Source organism: Breznakibacter xylanolyticus, assembly GCF_003254275.1.
GTDB lineage: Bacteria > Bacteroidota > Bacteroidia > Bacteroidales > Marinilabiliaceae > Breznakibacter > Breznakibacter xylanolyticus.
Genome location: NZ_QKZK01000050.1, coordinates 1 through 19,014, shown reverse-complemented (window position 1 = coordinate 19,014; position 19,014 = coordinate 1). Strand labels below are relative to the sequence as shown.

The window sequence follows — 19,014 nt, the reverse complement described above, 5'->3', positions numbered from 1 at the left end:
AATTCGCTTAATTCGCACAATTCGCGGTTAAAAAAACACTTTCCGAAGGAAAGCCCACCACACACTCACTTTCCACCAGCAATAATTCGCACAATTCGCACAATTCGCACAATTCGCGGTTAAAAAAAACACTTTCCGAAGGAAAGCCCACCACACACTCACTTTCCACCAGCAAACAATTCGCTTAATTCGCACAATTCGCAGTCAAAACAACACTTTCCGAAGGAAAGCCCACCACACCCCCACCTTCCGCCAGCAATAATTCGCTTAATTCGCACAATTCGCGGTTAAAAAAACACTTTCCGAAGGAAAGCCCACCACACACTCACCTTCCACCAGCAAACAATTCGCACAATTCGCAGTTAAAAAAACCACTTACCATCAATCCACCACATACACATCATCCCCTCCTTCAAACGGCAAAAATTGAATCCTCGCCCTCGAATAATGCTTCTCCTGCCCCGTCAAAAACATCTTCTGAAAATCCTTCACTTTTAACTCAAACGCCTCACGTGTCAGCCCCTGGCGATATGGCGAAAAATAAAACAACATACCGGAATCCCTTAAATCCAACTTTGGCATAAACAAACTCCGAAGCCACTCACCTTCGGCCAACGATCCTGCTTCCAATTCCTTTTCATACACAAACACCGAACGCGATGCTGTCCTCACCGAATCGGGATGAGGATCACCCCGCCGTTGTGCATCAAGCAACGCCATGGCTCGCTCGGACTTACTTTGCTTTTCATTAGCCTTCCGCATCGCGTTTATCTCTTGTTCCGACAAGTGTCGAAAATAACTCAACCGGTATTGCGCTCCCTTTTCATCACGAGCATACTCTTCGCTCAGCTGCATTTGATGATAATTGCCACTCCCAGTCTTCAGGCTCACGAAAAATCCTTCCCGACGAATATCTCCCAAATACGCCTCAATCGCATCGGCTTGCTGCGACAACTCAACAGCAGGGGGAAGCATCATTGCATCCATTGTCCCAAGCCTGAAATTTGCAGCCATGCGTATCGTCAAGGAGCTCGTGTCATTGGTATAAACCCATACCCCCTTCACCCGATCCTTCATCGCCGTTTGATACTTTTTAACCTCAACCAGCGATTTATTATAAGCATCAACATATTCATCATTCTTGTGGTAAAAGGGATCCAGCGGATCATTCACGCGACGGCAATATTGAATCATCGGATTTAAACCAAAAAAAACAAACAACATCGCCCCAATAATCAAAAACGTAAACAAATGATAGCCAATACCGCCCGAATCCTGCAATGACGACTCCTCCTGTTGCGTCATAGATGATGGATGCATGTCGGTGGTTACCATTGTCCCCTTCGTTACAGTCACCGGCAATGGTGGAAGATAATAAACGCCATCATCGTCGGTGCACACATAAACCACACGACCATCCGACAGCTCCAGGCGCATCATCATTTGATCAACCGGCGTTCCATCATCAAACAACATCCGCTCTGGTTGCCATCCCACATGTTTCTCGGCATCATAAACCTCCTCACCCGAACGGCATATCTCTTCTAAATATTGTCGCGACGACGCATTCATGAAACAATCCTCAACTTCAAAAAAACACTCGATTAACAAAAAAAATCACTGACAAACACCTCCAATGCCCCCCCCGTTGTGTCAAATCAACAATCTCCCACTCTCAACTCCTCCACTCCCCAACTCCTCCACTCTCCACTCCTCCACTCTCAACTCCTCCACTCTTCCTCTCTCACCCCCTCATCTCCCCCAAATACGGCTCCAACAACTCATTCATCCGCATAATGGTCACCCGATCCTTCTGACGATTCCAGGGACTGGCAAACGGACAAAACGATGCCACATAACGCTTGCCATCATAAATTTTGATCTCAGCACTCACAAACGACCCAATACGGCTCCGCTTGGCTCGCAAACCCATCTTTAACACACGTCGCTCGTGCACACGCCCCGTAAAACGATTCAATGAACGAATCTCCATCTCATCCTCGCCATTCACAATCTCGACCACACGCCGGTCACGCCCTTGAATCCACGCATACACCACCGTCACAAGCATCGCAACACCTCCAATATATGGGTAATAATGCGCCATCTTGTTCGTATCCAAAAAATCTAACAGAAAACTAAAATAACTACTCGCACTCGTTCGCAAGGCGATAAACAACGGCACAAAATATGTGAGCGCACAAAACAACGAAAAAATAAACAACAGCTCTAGATACATCTCGCATGCATCCAGCTTTCGATAACGATTCAAGGGTTTAAAATGATTCATGGGTCAATCTTTTTCAGGTTATCTGACTTCTTTCTCTTTATTCAACAACAATAATGAATTAAATATTTCATCTATACAAAAACAAACATACCAAATTAATTTTAAACAAGAATAATTATCAATCAAAATCAAGCGTTTCATCAACATTCCTTGCTCAACAATCCATTCATTCACAACTTTAAACAGCTTCCCTTACTAAATATTGTCCTTGCCCCATCAGAAATCAACAAAACACAGTCAATAATCCCTCTTAAAACAGCGAATTATTTTTCTCCGATGCACTACTATATAACTCTTTTGAGTTATCTGCATTTTTATTTGAACACAGGTTTAATCGTATCTCAAAAGCACAACACAACTTCATAAAAATCTGTGACTTTGTGCCTCTGTGTTCATTGAAAACTCCATCACACATAAAAAAAGGGAGCCTAATCATTTAAGCCCCCTTTAATGCAAATATCACTGCATATCAATACATTTCGTAATCCTTTCCACTGTCATCGGCATCAATTTTGATCTTGACAGTTTCTTTTTTAGGTTTCACGTCATTATTTATAAAGGTTTTGCGCTGCGCCTGCGGTACATTCGTGTTCTTATTGTTGGTCGTTTTGAAAAAAGCAATGGCTTTGTGCAACGATTCGGCCTGACTGGCCAATTCCTCTGAGGTGGCACTCATCTCCTCGGCTGCGGCCGAGTTTTGCTGGGTCACTTGCGACAACTGCTCAATTGCCTGAGTAATTTGAAGAGCGCCCACACGTTGTTCGCCACTTGTCACGGCAATTTCTTGTACCAACGAGGCTGTTTTTTGAATATCCGGGATGATATTCACCATCAATCGTCCCCCTCCTTCAGTCTGCTTTAAACTGGTTGTCGACAACTCATTAATCTCGATCGCTGCATTTTGGCTTGTCTCAGCCAATTTTCTCACTTCTGAGGCAACCACCGCAAAACCTTTGCCGTGCTCACCTGCCCGCGCCGCCTCAATGGCTGCATTGATGGCCAAAATGTCGGTTTTCTCGGCTATGGCGTTGATAATTTTGATTTTATCAGCAATCAGGCGGATCGCATTTAAACTTTGTTGCGCAGCATCACTCACATCAATAATCCCTTTGGCTGCCGTGTTGGCCGTCCGCTCGGTTTGGATGGCATTTTCAGAGTTTTGCTGAATGGTCGACTGCATCTCCTCCACCGACGATGACACTTCTTCGGCAGATGAGGCTTGTTCACTGGCTCCCTGTGCGATTTGAAGGGCTGTGTTGCTCAACTAACCACTTCCGGTAGAGACATTTTGAGCCGTCTCCATAATTTGCAACACAATTGTGTTGAGTTGTGCCACCATGTCATTCAACGCTTCCATTAAGTCATCATTCTCCGAACGCTTGGTGAGTGTTACCGTTAAATCACCATTGGCGACAAGTCTGGCTTTTTCGATAATCGTGTTGATGGCGGTGATCAGGTTGTTTAAATTCGATTTAATTGCGTTAAAATCACCATTGCAATGATCGGTTATGATCGAAGGCATATCACCTTTTGAAATCCGTTCAACATATCCAGCGACACATTCAACGGCCCATTGACTGAATCAAGAATGCTGTTAAAGCCTTCAACTACTTTCCGGAAATCGCCTTTGTGTTTGAAGGCATCTGCCCTCGCACCTAACCGACCATGAACAGCAAAATTTGTATTCGTGATTAATTCGTTGAGGGCATCTTTGATTTACAAAAACGCAGTAGCCAATTGACCCTCTTCATCCTTACGATTCACCTCTAAATCAAAATTCAAATCACCTACTGCAATTTGGCCGACAGCTTTTTCCATATCATTAATGCCTGTTAATATTTTTTTGGAGATTATAATTGGCAATCATAACACTTGCTAAAGCCCCGATAATGATGATGGCTCAAATAAAGACAACCGATCTGTTATATGCATGTCGGCCACTTCATTCTGCGTTTAAACAATGCTTTCATTCACTTCCCCCAGTGTTTTGTGCACCTGACTCCCTGACTGAAATACTTGACGGTCTTCGCCGGACATTTGTTTTAGGCTCCTTTAAAATTGTCATGATTGGAGAGTTCCATAATTTTATAATGCAACGTTTAATACTTCTGAAAATAATGATTGGCGCTATCTAACAATATTTATTCCTCTTTATCAGATTCTAATCCTGCGGTATAGTCCAGGAGATGTTTTTTATACGATCCTATAAGTTCATTGGTCAAAGCTTCAGTAGTAGCTCTTCCTCTTTATCGGCTTCCAAAATAGGGTAACTACTCAGAAATGCTTGTCAACCTCAAGCGACAGGGCTTCATTGGCTTGCTCCAGTCGTTCTTTTATCTGCAACAATTCGGCATTGGATGTGGCCAGCTCTTCATTGGCGGTATCCAATTCGGTATTTAATGATTGAAGATGTTTGTTGGCATTCTCGAGCTCATTGGTTTTGTCAGCCACCATTTTTTCGAGATGCTGGCGATAACCCATCAATTCTCTCTGCACTTCTCGTTCCTGCGTCACATCTTTTATCACAATGGTATTGTATGTTTTTCCATCATAAACAAACCGGGTTAAATGCACCTCTGCCGAAAATGTAGCGGACTGGCTGTATGTCATGCACATCCAGTCAAAGGTCAATTGTTCATTTTCAGCAATGTTCCCCCACAACCGTTCGAATTGGTCTGTCGATTTTGCCCCGTCGGGTTGGTATTCGGGTGAAAAGTCGAGCATTTGTTTGCCCAATATCTCCGTTTCCGACACCCCGAATGTTTCTAACGCTTTTTGATTGAACGCAATGATATGGCCATTCTTTAATATGAGTTCTGCATGAATGGATGTTTTAAACGACGAGGCAAAGATGTTTTCGAGCAACATGTATTTATTGCCCTGCGAAATGCTTTCATCCCGCTGCCTGGCGATGAGCTTTGATTTGATGGAATTGACAATGCTGAGCCTGAAAATCACGATCAGTGAAGCAATGATCAGCACCATGACGATGCATCCGGCAATGAACATCTTTTTTCGGTAGCGCTCATGTTGATAACTGATATCCGGCATCCACCGACCTTTGATCTCATTCAGCATTGTTTGGCTGTTTTGACGATACACTTTATTGAGTATCGACACCAGTTCGGGCCAGTCGTTGCGAATCCCTGTTGCAACCTTGATTTGAAAGGTAATGTCGGAACAGATGCTTAGCAGTTCCATGTGTCGTTGCTCTCGCAGATATTTGAATGTATTGATGTCAATTACAGCCACATCTGCCTTTCCAATCAATAAATCAGCCACAATCTCATCAACATTCATTTTTTGTGTTAACCGAGCTTGGGGGAAAAGTTCCTGCACATAATTCCCTGTTGCCCACCCCTGCTGACAAGCAACCGTCTTCCCGTTAAGAGTTGTCACTCGTTCTGACCCATGCCGATCACCAACGGTCACAATCACAAAAGTGGCCTCCAAATAACTTTGCGTAAACAATAAATATCGGTCACGTTCGGGCAAATAAACCACGCCCGGCAAAACATCGATCTGTTTTTGCGCTATCAACGTTAAGGTTGTATCCCAGGATGTTGAGAGGGTATCGATCTGAAATTTTATCCCCAACAATTGACAGTTCTCTTTAAAAAAATCACCAATGATTCCGGTATAGCGTTGTGTTGAATCAATGAATTCATAGGGCGACCAATCCGTACTGACCCCGATTTTGATGGTGGGATGTTGTTGAAGCCAGGCGTTTTCCTCTGGAGTCAAATCATATTTTGCTTCAGACACACATCCGCAACAAAACATTAAAGCAATGAGCATCCCAATGATTTTTGTTTTCATCCACTTCATGATTAATACCTTAAAAAGCGACTTTGCTGTATTGGCCTGTTTTAAAATCCCGACGATTCATTTCCTGCACTTTAAACTCAAAAATTGCTCCCGTTTTCTTCCCTAAGAAACCGTCAATGAATGATTGAAATCATTATATCCTAACAACCAGATACTTTGATTGAATTCACGTTAAATTTGAATGTTTCGATCGTAAAGTGGCGCGCTTGAATATTTACAACACAGATAACTGATGCTGTAACTGTTAATGTATCAATGACTACAAATCCGAGCCAGCGATAATTGATCGATGGTTATAAAGTACCTGATCTCACCCGACTTAATGATTCCGGCGTCATTAAAAGGTACGATGCGATATGATTAATGGATGCTCGCTTTGCTACTTCAGGAAACTCCCTGACAAATCGATTGTATCTCTCTCGGGCTGTCTCGAATCGCCATGAATCGGCTTTAATTTGTGATACAATTAAAACAAACTCCAACATTTTTCGGATATATAAATTTATACCGGCATATTGTTCCGACAAGCTGATAAGTTGTTTGTAAGGAGTCAGATAAACGGTGCTTTTTTCAAGCGCCTCAATACTAAGTTCTGAAGGTTCGTTGTTAAACAGACTTCGGATACACATCATGCCATTGTCCTCGCTGGCAAAGTGTTCGGTTACATCACGCCCGGCTTTATAATAGTACTGCCTCAACAATCCGGACTCCACCCAATAACTCCCCTTTGCAATTTCACCCTGATGAACTAATATCTCACCTTTCTTCAGTTCAATTTTCTTCAATAACAAAGCATAAGCACTTATTTCAGCGTCATTCAGGCACACATACTTACTTGTGATTTTCCGAGCGATCAGTTCAAATTCATTCATATCGATGATCAGATTAACCAGACAATAAACAAAGGTATCATTAATACAATGTCTTTATTTGGATAAACTTGGTTTTCTGATATAGATCAATGCATGTCTGTTTTCACTTCCATAATTTTGACATTATCAAATTCATGAGAATGACAGATCAGATCATATCTCAAATCAGTATTAACTCAAAACAAATGCGTTATGAGAACTAAAATCTTAAAACCAGGGACAATTTCTTGCTTGATTGGTCTGCTGACTGCTCAGTTGATGTTTGCACAAGAAACACCTCAGCTGGGTAAACATCCAATGGAGAGCGTTATCAATGCAATGACAATTGAAGAGAAGGCACACTTGCTCATTGGAACAGGAATGGCGGGAATGAATAGCAACAGTTCAGCCGTTGGCCAAACACAAATATTGGTTCCGGGATCAGCAGGAACAACATATCCGATTCCACGTTTGGGAATCCCAAGCATTGTCCTTGCTGACGGCCCTGCCGGGTTGCGCATTGCTCCATTAAGAGATCATGATCCTAATACTTATTACTGCACCGGATTTCCTGTGGGTTCATTGCTTGCATCGACCTGGAATACTGAACTTGTAGAAAACACGGGAAAAGCCATGGGAAACGAAGTGCTTGAATATGGTGTGGATGTGCTTCTTGCTCCAGCAATGAACATTCATCGAAACCCTCTGTGTGGCAGAAACTTTGAGTATTACTCCGAAGATCCGGTTGTAACGGGGAAGATTGCCGCAGCAATGGTGAAGGGAATCCAATCGAATGGCGTTGGCACATCCATCAAACATTTTGCAGCCAACAACCAGGAAACCAATCGAATGAACAATGATGCCAGAGTTGCACCCAGAGCCATGCGTGAAATATACCTGAAAGGTTTTGAAATCGCCGTCAAAGAAGCTCAACCGTGGACCGTGATGAGTTCATATAACTACATCAATGGAATTTACACATCTGAAAACAAAACATTATTAACGGACATACTGCGTCAGGAATGGGGTTTTAAAGGAGTCGTGATGTCCGACTGGCTTGGAGGCAAACACACCGTTGCACAAATTGAAGCAGGCAACGATTTATTACAACCAGGGCAAGCATATCAATACGAGGAGCTTGTGACGGCATTGAAAAATGGCCAATTATCGATGGCAGATGCCAATATTAGTATCGCCAGGATTTTGGAATTGGTGGTTCGATCACCTCGTTTTAATAAATATTCATACTCCAACAAACCCGATTTGAAGGCTCATGCCGATGTTGCCCGAAAATCGGCAGCCGAAGGAATGGTACTGCTCAAAAATGACAATGCGACCCTACCATTAACCGTTAAAACCAAAAACATTGCAGCTTTTGGAATCACATCCTATGATTTTATTGCAGGTGGAACAGGTTCGGGCGATGTTAACAAGGCATACACCATTTCGTTAACCGACGGATTAAAAAATGCAGGTTATCGCATTGACAAAACCATTTCATCCACTTATGCCAATTACAGGCTTGAAGAATTGGCAAAATTGCCCAAAGACGAAAGCCCGTTTGCCCAATTCATGCCCAAAAAACCCATCGAAGAAATTGTGCCTTCGACAGAGCTGCTCGATCATGCAGTAAAAGTGAATGACATTGCTCTGATTACCATAGGCCGAAGCTCAGGTGAATTCTTCGATCGTAAGGTTGACAGTGATTTTAACCTCTCAGAAAACGAACAGAAACTTATTAACGTGGTTTGTGACGCCTTCCAGAAAAAGGGAAAGAAGGTGATTGTGATTTTGAATATTGGCGGTGTGATCGAAACAGCAAGCTGGAAATCAAAGCCAGATGCAATTCTTTTAGCCGGACAAGCAGGGCAAGAAGCTGGGAATGCGGTTGCCGATGCCCTTTATGGAAAGACAAATCCATCAGGGAAACTCACCGATACATATCCAATGACATACGCTGATGCCTGGTCATCAGAGAATTTCCCGAAAGTAATAAGTGATAATCAATTTGATATGAGCATGATCACTTCAACAGGAATGGTAAAGAATGAAAAAAGAAACATTGACTACACTGTTTATGCCGAAGGAATTTATGTGGGATATCGCTATTTCGAAAAATTCAACATCCCTGTTTCGTATCCATTCGGATATGGCCTCTCATACACTTCATTTGAATACAGCAATGCAACCCTGATCGAAAACAACGGCGGGTATTCGGCAACTGTCACCATTAAAAACACGGGGAAATATCCCGGTAAGGAAGTTGTACAACTTTACGTTGCTGCGCCCGAAAGCAAATACGCTGATAAACCGGTAAAGGAACTTAAAGCCTTTGCAAAAACAGCAGTACTGAAACCGGGAGAGAGTGAAACCATCACCCTTAAGTACACAAAAGCCGACCTTGCATCATTTAACACGCTGGAACAAGCATGGATTACCGATGCCGGAAAATACAAGGCTCAAATAGGGGCTTCATCGGTTGACATGAAGGTTGAACTTCCCTTCGAAATCAGCAATACCGAGTGGATGGAGAAGGTAAACAAAGCTTTTTAAAAAAGTCAACAAAGGCTTACAATTCAAACCAACAAACGATTGATAAACCCATTGTTATCGCGTCTTCAATATTTCTGATTCGTGGTTTATCACTCAAACATGCGTTCGCAAAATAACAACAAACACGTTAAAACAACTTTTTGACATCTGGTTGAAGTCCATTACCAAATACGTCCGATAATTAACTATAAATTTTAAAAAAATGAAACTAAAAATCTTCATGTTACTTGTTGTGTTGATGTCTGGATCATCAGCATTTTCACAAATTGTAAAAGAAACCCATCGGTTTGCCATCAAAGGCAAAGACACCCTTTGCCTCGATCGCATCTACGACCCTGCTGTTGCTGCACCCAAAAACCGACCCACCATGATTTACATGTTTGGCGGAGGCTGGGCTTTTGGTGATCGGGGGGGCGACTTCAGGTATTTGACCGATATCGGTGTACAGGTGATCTCCATCGATTATCGCAAAGCCCTGACCCGTTATGGCTATTCCAACGTGATTGGAAACATGCCCGACACCATGAGCTATGCCATTGATGTGGCATTACAGGATTTGACCGATGCCATTGCCTTTGTACTGGATCACGCCAATGAGTGGGCTGTTGATACAAAAAAGGTAATGTTATCGGGGTCTAGTGCTGGTGGCGTAACCACACTTCATGCAATTTATGACATTTGCAATCAGGGAAAATACTCAAAGAAACTCCCTGCGGCTTTCATGCCGGCAGGATATATTGCTTATGCGGGTGCCATCATTTCGGAGGAGACTGACTTGAAGTGGAACACGAAACCTTGTCCGATGATGTTTTTCCATGGCTCAGGCGACATGACGGTCCCTTTATCTAAGCGTAATGTGAATAAGCTTTCGATATTTGGCCCCGAATACATCCTGAACCAACTGCACCAGATGGAGGTTCCCAATTGGCTTTACATTGAAGAGGGCGCCGATCATGTGATTTCATACAAACCATTTACGGGTTACAACACGGCTGAAATTCAGACTTTTGTTACAAAGTTTGTGATTCAGGGTTTAAAACTTGAAATGTACACCAGGGAGAAAAATATGGTGGCACCTTCAAAATTGCCCGGCTTTTAATCCAATCATAAAAGTGGAAACAATCGTTGATTATCTCACCTGAGTCAGAATAAACGCAAAGGCGCGAAGACGCTGAGTTATTTTGTTTCGCCATGCGTTTAAATAACAAAGCAGATAACTCAAAAGAGTTATATAGTAGAAGCAACTAAAAGCATTAGTAATTAACAACATAATGCCATTCAATTAAGAGAAGAAGACGTAAGACGATAAGACAGATGATGAGATGAAACAAGATTTATAGACCTATTCTAAACATCTCGTAAGTCTTTTCTGTCTGTCTGACATCTAAAAATCTTCTTGTCTTTTATTCGATTAACATGAACTAAACGACATTGGATAACAATGTACGAGTAACATAATGGCGGCAATGATTTATTTCATTGTCGCCTTTTTATTTGAAAGTACGATATTTATTATAGGTCTGCTGAAATACTCTGCTGACGATATTTGATCGTAGTTGATGTGAACTAAATATTGAAATAGGCTCATGAACAATAACAGGCAAGTCGACGACATTAAGATTTGGCCGCATAGCCCCAACGGGGCATTATCATCCAGCCCGGGGCGTAGCCCCAGAGTTTTCAATGAACACAGAGGCACAAAGTCACAGAGTTTTCTGAAGTTGTGTTGTGCGTTTGAGATACGATTAAACCTGTGTTCAAATAAAAATGCAGATAACTCAAAAGAGTTATATAGTAGAAAGAGAGGTAAAGAACAAACCCCAAAGGGGCGAATGCGTGGTTGAACGCAGCACTTAACCAAAAGGGCAAGTATTATTAAATTAGGCAGTTGGCGATTTCGCCCCGTTGAGGCTTTATGATTCGACCCTCCATCCCATCAGGTTGTCTTCAACCTGATAGGATTAAACCCCAAAGAACCAGAAAACAGACTGCCACCATCCGCAGATCAGAAACATGGCATGGCGGGAACCGTCATTTAACACACCGTGGTGCGCATCGTTTGCCATCCATCCTTTCAGGTTTTTATCAACCTGAAAGGATTAAACCCCAAAAACCAGAAACTATTGCCACTCCTCCACTCTCCACCCCTCCACTCTCCACCCCTCCACTCCTCCACTCACATATACAAAAAAAAACGACCCCCTAAGGAATCGTTTCATATCTATCAGAAGCAACACTCACGCCCGAACTTCCGGCACCCGTAACGACCGCACCAGAAAATAAATCCCGGCCGCCACAAACGGCACACTGAGCAACTGCCCCATGTTTACGGCCATGTCTGCTTCGAAGGCTTCCTGATTCTCCTTCAAAAACTCAATGAAAAAACGTGCCGAAAACACCCCGATGAGAAACACCCCAAACAGCATCCCCTGTTTGTTGCGTGCATCTGTCCGCCAATACAAATACATCAGCAATGCAAACACCAACAGGTAACACAATGCTTCGTATATCTGCGATGGGTGACGGGGCAACAACGGATTCTCAACATCGGCTCGCACAAACTGAAACGCCCACGATACATCTGTCACGCGCCCCACGATCTCGGAGTTCATCAGGTTCCCCAAACGAATCAGAGCGCCCGCCAAGGCTACCGGAACCACCAAACGATCCAACGTCCAAACAGGCGATTTCTTAGTCACGTTGCGCGAAAACAGCCATATCCCGATCAATATCCCGATGGCTCCTCCATGGCTGGCCAAGCCGCCCTTCCATATCTGTAAAATCTCCCCGGGATGTTGTGAATAATAATCCCACGAGTAAAAAAACACATGCCCAAGCCGTGCTCCTAATACCGTGGCCACCATCACATAAATAAACAGCTTATCAAGCCACGCCTGTGCGATGTTCTCGCGTCGAAAAAATCGCTCCAAGATGTAATAGCCACCCAAAAATCCGGCAGCAAACAACAATCCATAATAGCGAACCGACAAACCGCCCAAATGAAACATCTCAGGGCTGACGTCCCAATGAATCACATTGAATAAATTACTCATCCTTCTTTATTTTTTTTGAATCGCCATTGGCTTTAGCCAACGGCAATTCAAACTATTAATCATCACAAATCCTTCCCGTGACACTGTTTAAACTTCTTCCCACTCCCACAAGGACATGGGTCGTTGCGTCCCACTCGCTTATCAACTTTGATAGGCTGTGTCACTGCCTGTTGCTGCGGCGGCATGGGCGGCTGACCTGGCATGCCGGGCTGTGGCATACGAGGCGGCATCTGACCGGGAAACTCATCTTTATGTACGTTCAATCGACTCATCTCCGGTGCCGGACGCGACGGGCGTGCCTCCTTCACCTCACTCCCCTGCTGAATGGGGATGTGACCCTTTACCAAAGTCGATACAACCGCTTTATTATTGCGATCAATCATACCCTTAAACAGGTTGAACGACTCAAACTTATAAATCAACAACGGATCCTTCTGCTCGTAAGTGGCATTCTGTACCGCCTGACGCAAATCGTCCAACTCTCGCAAGTGCTCTTTCCACGCCTCATCGATGGTCACCAAAATCACCACCTTCTCAAAGGCTCTCATCAACTCCACGCCCCTGCTCTCATAGGCCTTCTTCAGGTTCACCACAATCTGGAACACTCGCTGACCATCGGCAATCGGCACCACAATGTTCTCGTATTGATGTCCCTTGTTTTCGTACACGTCGGCAATCACCGGCATGGCCTGAGCGCCAATGTTGGCGCATTTGCGCTGATAGGTCTCCCAAACCTTCTTGTACAATTGTTGCGTCAACTCCTCGGGTTTCCCTTTCAAAAAAGTCTGCTCTTCAAAGGGCGCCTCACTGCTGAACACTTTTATCAAGTCAAGCGTCAATCCTTCATAATCTCCGTTCTGGTGATGCTCATTCAACAACCCTTCGCAGGTGTCAAACATCATATTGCTAATGTCCACCTGAATGCGCTCGCCAAACAATGCATGACGTCGTTTCTTATAAATGACCTCGCGCTGCGAATTCATCACATCATCATACTCCAGCAATCGCTTACGAATGCCAAAGTTGTTTTCTTCCACTTTCTTTTGTGCCCGCTCAATGGACTTGGTGATCATCGAGTGCTGTATCTCTTCTCCATCCTTCAAGCCCATGCGATCCATCAGCTTCACAATACGATCGGAGCCAAACAAACGCATCAAATCGTCTTCTAACGACACAAAGAATTTGGAGGATCCCGGATCCCCCTGACGTCCGGCACGACCACGCAACTGACGATCCACCCGACGCGACTCGTGACGCTCGGTACCAATGATGGCCAAACCGCCTGCCGCTTTCACCTCGTCAGTGAGCTTTATGTCGGTTCCTCGACCGGCCATGTTGGTGGCAATGGTCACCACCCCTTTGCGACCCGCCTCGGCTACGATATCGGCCTCACGCTGGTGCAACTTCGCGTTAAGAACATTGTGCTGTATGCCCCGCAATTTCAACATCCGGCTCAGCAACTCCGACACCTCCACCGACGTGGTACCCACCAATACCGGGCGTCCGGCGTTCACCATGGCCACCGTCTCGTCAATGACTGCATTATATTTTTCGCGCTTCGTCTTATAAACCAAGTCATTATGATCTTTACGAGTGATCGGACGGTTTGTGGGAATCACCACCACATCCAGCTTGTAGATGTTCCACAATTCGCCCGCTTCGGTCTCGGCCGTTCCGGTCATACCCGCCAGCTTATTGTACATCCGGAAATAATTCTGCAACGTGATGGTCGCATAAGTCTGCGTGGCTGCTTCCACCTTCACGTTCTCCTTGGCCTCGATGGCCTGATGCAAACCGTCGGAATATCGACGTCCTTCCATGATACGGCCGGTCTGCTCATCCACAATCTTCACCTTATTATCAATCACCACATACTCCACATCTTTCTCAAAAAGGGTGTAGGCCTTGAGCAACTGGTTGATGGTGTGAACGCGCTCCGATTTGATGGAGAAGTTTTGCATGATCTGATCCTTCTTGGCAACTCGCTCCTCTTCCATCAAATGCATCCGCTCCAGCGCAGCCAGCTCGCTGCCCACATCGGGCAACACAAAAAAATGAGGGTCTTCACTCGAATCGGTAATCAGGTCGATCCCTTTATCGGTCAACTCAATGGTGTTGTGCTGCTCGTTAATCACAAAATAAAGCGGATCGGTCACAATGTGCATCTGCTTATTGTTGTCCTGCATGTAAAAGTTCTCGGTTTTGAGCATGCGAGCTTTCACTCCCTGCTCACTCAAAAACTTAATGAGTGCCTTATTTTTAGGCAATCCCTTATAGGCTCGCAACAAATCAACGGCTCCCTCTTCCTGTACTTTCGAATCGTCGCTCTTGAGCTTGGTCTTGGCATCCGACAAAATCTTGTTGACCAAATTCTTTTGCGCCTCAGCCAGCTTCATCACCTTGGGACGCAACTCATTAAACAACTGATCATCTCCGCGGGGAACCGGACCCGAAATGATCAACGGCGTTCGCGCATCGTCAATCAACACCGAGTCAACCTCATCCACAATAGCAAAGTTATGCTTGCGCTGTACCAAATCGTCGGGCGACACCGCCATGTTATCGCGCAGGTAATCGAAACCAAATTCATTATTCGTTCCGTAGGTGATATCGGCACGATATGCCTGGCGACGCTCAGCCGAATTGGGCCGATGCTTGTCAATACAATCCACCGTCAGGCCATGAAACTGAAATAAGGGACCCATCCACTCCGAGTCTCGCTTACTGAGGTAGTCGTTCACCGTCACCACATGAACCCCCCGACCGCCCAATGCGTTCAGAAACACAGGCAACGTGGCCACCAACGTCTTACCTTCACCGGTAGCCATCTCCGAAATCTTACCTTGATGCAACACCGTACCCCCAATGAGCTGAACATCGTAGTGAACCATGTTCCAGGTCACAGTGCTTCCGCCGGCTATCCACGAATTGGCATAGATGGCCTTGTTGCCCTCAATACGCACAAAATCCTTGCTCGCTGCCAATTCCCGATCCGCTTCGGTGGCCGTCACCTCTATTTCTTTGTTGGCCGATAAACGACGCGCGGTATCCTTTACAATGGCAAATGCCTCCGGTAGTGCGTCATTCAAGGCCGCCTCCAGCTTCTCGGTCATCTCCTTTTCCAGCTTGTCAATCTCGGCATAAATTTTTTCTCGATCGCTGATGGCCACCGAGTCACTCTCTACCTGTCCCTTGAGCTCTGACACCCGCTGCTCGTCAGCGACTATCGTCTGCCGAATGTTCTGCTTGAGTTTCTCCGTACGCGCTCGTAAACCATCATGATCCAATGCCTCTATTTGAGGATATATTTGCTTGATCTTTTCGATGATCGGCTTAATCTCTTTTATATCTTTCTCATACTTGTTGCCGAAGATGGCCGACAACACACCTGATATCAATGACATATACTTATTATTATAAATAACTAATACAATAACTCTTCCGAGCTATCTCTTTTTTAATACAGAATCGGATCTTCTTCTATTTCAAACCATCATCAGAAATATTTCAGCACATTTGCGCCTGCGATATAACATCCTATGTTTTGTTGCACAGAGGTTTCTTCTCCTCATGGTTTATCATCTTATCTCTCCGCAACTCAGTGTCAGTACTTATTTGGTTACACTGAATAAAATGATTTTAAGATGAGTGATCTGCTTTGTTATTTAAATGCATGGCATAACAAAATAACTCAGCGCCTTTCTTGGCATAGCCAAGCGACTGCGTCGATTAGCGCCTCAGCGTTTATTCTTACTCTGCATGACTTCCGACTCCGCACGCTCCATAATCCTGTGTTTTACTACACATTGTGGACTCACCCTCTATCCCAAAGGCCCCGCCCGAATCGGTGCCGTACAATCATAAACGGACCTATAATTAGGCTTTTCTGAATCCCGAACATTCGACAATTCCATAACCGGGACGGTTGGTAACCCTATTCCCTGAACCGAATATCCATCTCCATGCAGACTCAATATCTTTAAAGGTGACGAATGAACCAATTTATGATCACCTTTGCCGGAATCCCTCAAAAATGAAAAAAAATGAAACCATCGTTCATCGATGCGATAAAACCGGGGAGCTTCCACATGACAGGGTTTGTGACCCATGTCCATCCAGATTCGAACAGCTTGAACCTGACCCTCTGACATCGTCATCGGCAACGTGGTTACGCACGAGGTCACCCCCAGCATCACCCCCATCCCCAACGTCTTCAATCCTGATGACTCAAATCCACACTTCATCCTGTTCACCCTTTTTTTGGTGCCCTAAAGATGTTAAAATCTTTTCAATTAACCATCCCCCTTCCTTATTATTGGATGCGATAATGTATTGAATCATGCACTCACCCAGTAAAAAGCGCTATGTGCATCACAAAAATTTACAAAGTGAAAAACTGAAGAGGTTTTTCAAAATTCTCCTGCAGTTAGGCAAGAAAGTCAGATCGAACGATGGCGCTTAGCGTTTTGTCTTCCCCCCATCAGGGATAAACAAGAACTAACCAACTGGTTGCTTGCTCCCGATCTTTTACCCACGGCAAAATCCCAAACCCCGTGTCATTCTTGTCATTTGACCGAATCGCTTGCAAAAAAAATTCTGGCTCTATGTCGAATACTGTGGGTAAACAAAATATGGTAGCACAAAATCAAACAAGGTAACTAAGCCGCCTTCGGAAACGAGCCCTGTCTATCGATTCGATACACAGGGTCATGATTACTGGCGAGTTCCATCTGACCAATTAAAAACAAATAATATTCAGATGAAAATGGCGCTAAGAAAATCATAGACATGAGCGTTAAAAAAGATGCGCTGTTTGAGCTTGCGAGTTCGCAGATTTTAGCGAAGGCCTATGATTTTTAGCCATTTTACGTTAGCGGCGGCCTTTTTTGCTTACTTTTTGGAGCTGTAGCCAATTCAGCGGAGCACAGCGACGCTTAATCATGAGGGCAAATGAAAACAAACCCTTTCCGAATAAAAAGTAAGAGCCCGCCCGGCTCGAGGGCACGAAATATAGGTTTGAGTAAATACATACTTAGATTACCCACAATAATCAGAATAGAACCAAAATTCTTGTAATTCGCCTAATTCGCGGTTAAAAAAACCACCCAACACCATCACACCTGCACCCACAAATCCCCTAAATCCCCTGATCCACCCATATCAGCAAAGAATTCGTGTAATTCGTGGACAAAAAAAACAATCCCCGCCCTGCCCCACAACAAAAGCCATCGACTCACCCCATCTTGCAAGGCTGGATTTCCAATCCAGTCCCACGCCCCCCCTAAACTCCTCCACTCTTCCCCTCCTCCCAGTACCGCTCCCCCTCCGGAACCTCATCATCCGCATCTTCATCCCAAACTTTCACCGGCGCCTGTGGCCCTTTCCCCCGATATACCACCGACAATGCCATCCCCGCCAGCGTGCCCCCCAAATGTGCCTCCCACGAATAGGGCAAGCGTTCCGTCAATGGTAACACACCCCAAACCATACCCCCATACAAAAATGTCACCATCAACGAAATGGCCATCAACGACACGACCCCTCGCATAATCCCGCTAAAAAAGAGAAATGCCGCCATCCCATATATCACACCGCTCATCCCAACATGCCACGAATCGCGCCCGAGGAACCAAACAAACAAACCCGATAATACATAAATCAACCAAAACACACGATAACCAATCTCTCGATAGAAATATAACAACGAAACCATCAACACCATAAACGACGGAACATTCGACCCCAGATGCGACCAACTCCCATGAACAAACGGTGAGGTGACGACTCCCCACAAATGCTCAATCACACGTGGACGGATGCCCCATTCAATCATCTGCATCCCCTCCAGTTCGCTCACCAGCATCACCACAAACATCAGCAGCACCATACTAAATGGCACCAAAAGACTGTAAAATAAACGCCGCTCCTCAACCGGACGACGCATTATGTTTCGCTCCATCTCATTGTCATTTATGAACATCCTCGTACCCCCTCCATAACAATGCCAATTTAGGGTTGGATATTTTATCCGCTACATTAAGATTAATGACACAAATAATCTCAAGAAAAAAGAGTTTAAAAACCATCTTTGGAATTGCCCATTTAGAGTTAGTTGATATTACATGAAAGAATATGTATATTACTATCAATACACACTCAATGGATATTCATTGTAAAATTAGTCTTTGATTACCTTAAATAAGGGACTATTAATGCCTTGTTGTTTAAATAGATATGTCACGCTAAAGCTATCTTCTTCATCAACATCATACGAAAATTCCAATGTTAAATTACCTGTACTTTTATCTTCGGAAAGCGTACCAGTATCATAAACATGGTCAAGACTGAAATATTGAATACCTGTAATTTTTTTCAGTTCTTGTTCAGCAGCTTTGCATATGGCCTTAATTTCAGGTGACACCACTGAAATATCACTAAA

13 protein-coding genes and 1 pseudogene are annotated in these 19,014 nt (G+C 44.4%); 2 read left to right on the top strand and 12 right to left on the bottom strand.

Translation table 11 applies throughout. The features are described from left to right. Positions 1 to 381 precede the first annotated feature (381 nt). From LX69_RS16435 to LX69_RS16405, 7 genes and pseudogenes are all read right to left on the bottom strand, one after another. Positions 382 to 1,572: a hypothetical protein gene (locus tag LX69_RS16435; protein WP_111447127.1), complete on the bottom strand. Its 1,191-nt coding sequence runs from the start codon at positions 1,570 to 1,572 to the stop codon at positions 382 to 384. A gap of 172 nt (positions 1,573 to 1,744) precedes the next feature. Beyond that, positions 1,745 to 2,290 (bottom strand): hypothetical protein, encoded by a 546-nt coding sequence (locus tag LX69_RS16430; RefSeq protein WP_111447126.1) that lies wholly within the window; start codon positions 2,288 to 2,290, stop codon positions 1,745 to 1,747. 469 nt (positions 2,291 to 2,759) lie between these two features. Further along, entirely contained in the window at positions 2,760 to 3,554 is a 795-nt protein-coding gene (locus tag LX69_RS16425; protein ID WP_111447125.1) for a methyl-accepting chemotaxis protein, read from the bottom strand. Then, positions 3,555 to 3,880 (bottom strand): annotated as a pseudogene (locus LX69_RS16420) (hypothetical protein). Between the two features lie 126 nt (positions 3,881 to 4,006). After that, positions 4,007 to 4,153 carry a HAMP domain-containing protein gene (locus LX69_RS16415; protein ID WP_262509769.1) on the bottom strand — a complete coding sequence of 49 codons (147 nt, stop codon included), beginning with the start codon at positions 4,151 to 4,153 and terminating at the stop codon, positions 4,007 to 4,009. Positions 4,154 to 4,564: 411 nt separating this feature from the next. After that, the gene (locus LX69_RS16410; RefSeq protein ID WP_170124443.1) at positions 4,565 to 6,109 is read right to left on the bottom strand and encodes a transporter substrate-binding domain-containing protein; all 1,545 of its coding nucleotides are present in this window, start codon (positions 6,107 to 6,109) and stop codon (positions 4,565 to 4,567) included. Positions 6,110 to 6,411: 302 nt separating this feature from the next. Next, entirely contained in the window at positions 6,412 to 6,990 is a 579-nt protein-coding gene (locus LX69_RS16405; RefSeq protein WP_111447121.1) for a Crp/Fnr family transcriptional regulator, read from the bottom strand. A 192-nt stretch (positions 6,991 to 7,182) separates the two neighbouring features. On the opposite strand from LX69_RS16405, the gene LX69_RS16400 reads away from it, so the two are divergent. Beyond that, positions 7,183 to 9,522 (top strand): glycoside hydrolase family 3 N-terminal domain-containing protein, encoded by a 2,340-nt coding sequence (locus tag LX69_RS16400; RefSeq protein ID WP_111447120.1) that lies wholly within the window; start codon positions 7,183 to 7,185, stop codon positions 9,520 to 9,522. A gap of 202 nt (positions 9,523 to 9,724) precedes the next feature. Further along, a complete protein-coding gene (locus LX69_RS16395) occupies positions 9,725 to 10,621 on the top strand; it encodes an alpha/beta hydrolase (protein ID WP_111447119.1) in 897 nt (298 codons plus the stop codon). A gap of 1,138 nt (positions 10,622 to 11,759) precedes the next feature. Here LX69_RS16395 and lgt read toward each other — a convergent pair. The 5 genes from lgt to LX69_RS17880 form a co-directional block, all read right to left on the bottom strand. Then, the gene (gene lgt / locus LX69_RS16390; protein ID WP_111447118.1) at positions 11,760 to 12,575 is read right to left on the bottom strand and encodes a prolipoprotein diacylglyceryl transferase; all 816 of its coding nucleotides are present in this window, start codon (positions 12,573 to 12,575) and stop codon (positions 11,760 to 11,762) included. Between the two features lie 62 nt (positions 12,576 to 12,637). Beyond that, entirely contained in the window at positions 12,638 to 15,979 is a 3,342-nt protein-coding gene (gene secA / locus LX69_RS16385) for a preprotein translocase subunit SecA (protein WP_111447117.1), read from the bottom strand. A gap of 417 nt (positions 15,980 to 16,396) precedes the next feature. Further along, complete coding sequence (locus tag LX69_RS16380; RefSeq protein ID WP_111447116.1) at positions 16,397 to 16,819, bottom strand: hypothetical protein; 423 nt, start codon at positions 16,817 to 16,819, stop codon at positions 16,397 to 16,399. Positions 16,820 to 17,856: 1,037 nt separating this feature from the next. Beyond that, the gene (locus LX69_RS16375) at positions 17,857 to 18,534 is read right to left on the bottom strand and encodes a rhomboid family intramembrane serine protease (RefSeq protein ID WP_170124442.1); all 678 of its coding nucleotides are present in this window, start codon (positions 18,532 to 18,534) and stop codon (positions 17,857 to 17,859) included. Between the two features lie 219 nt (positions 18,535 to 18,753). Next, a partial coding sequence (locus LX69_RS17880) for a hypothetical protein (protein WP_170124441.1) occupies positions 18,754 to 19,014 on the bottom strand: 261 nt, incomplete at its 5' end.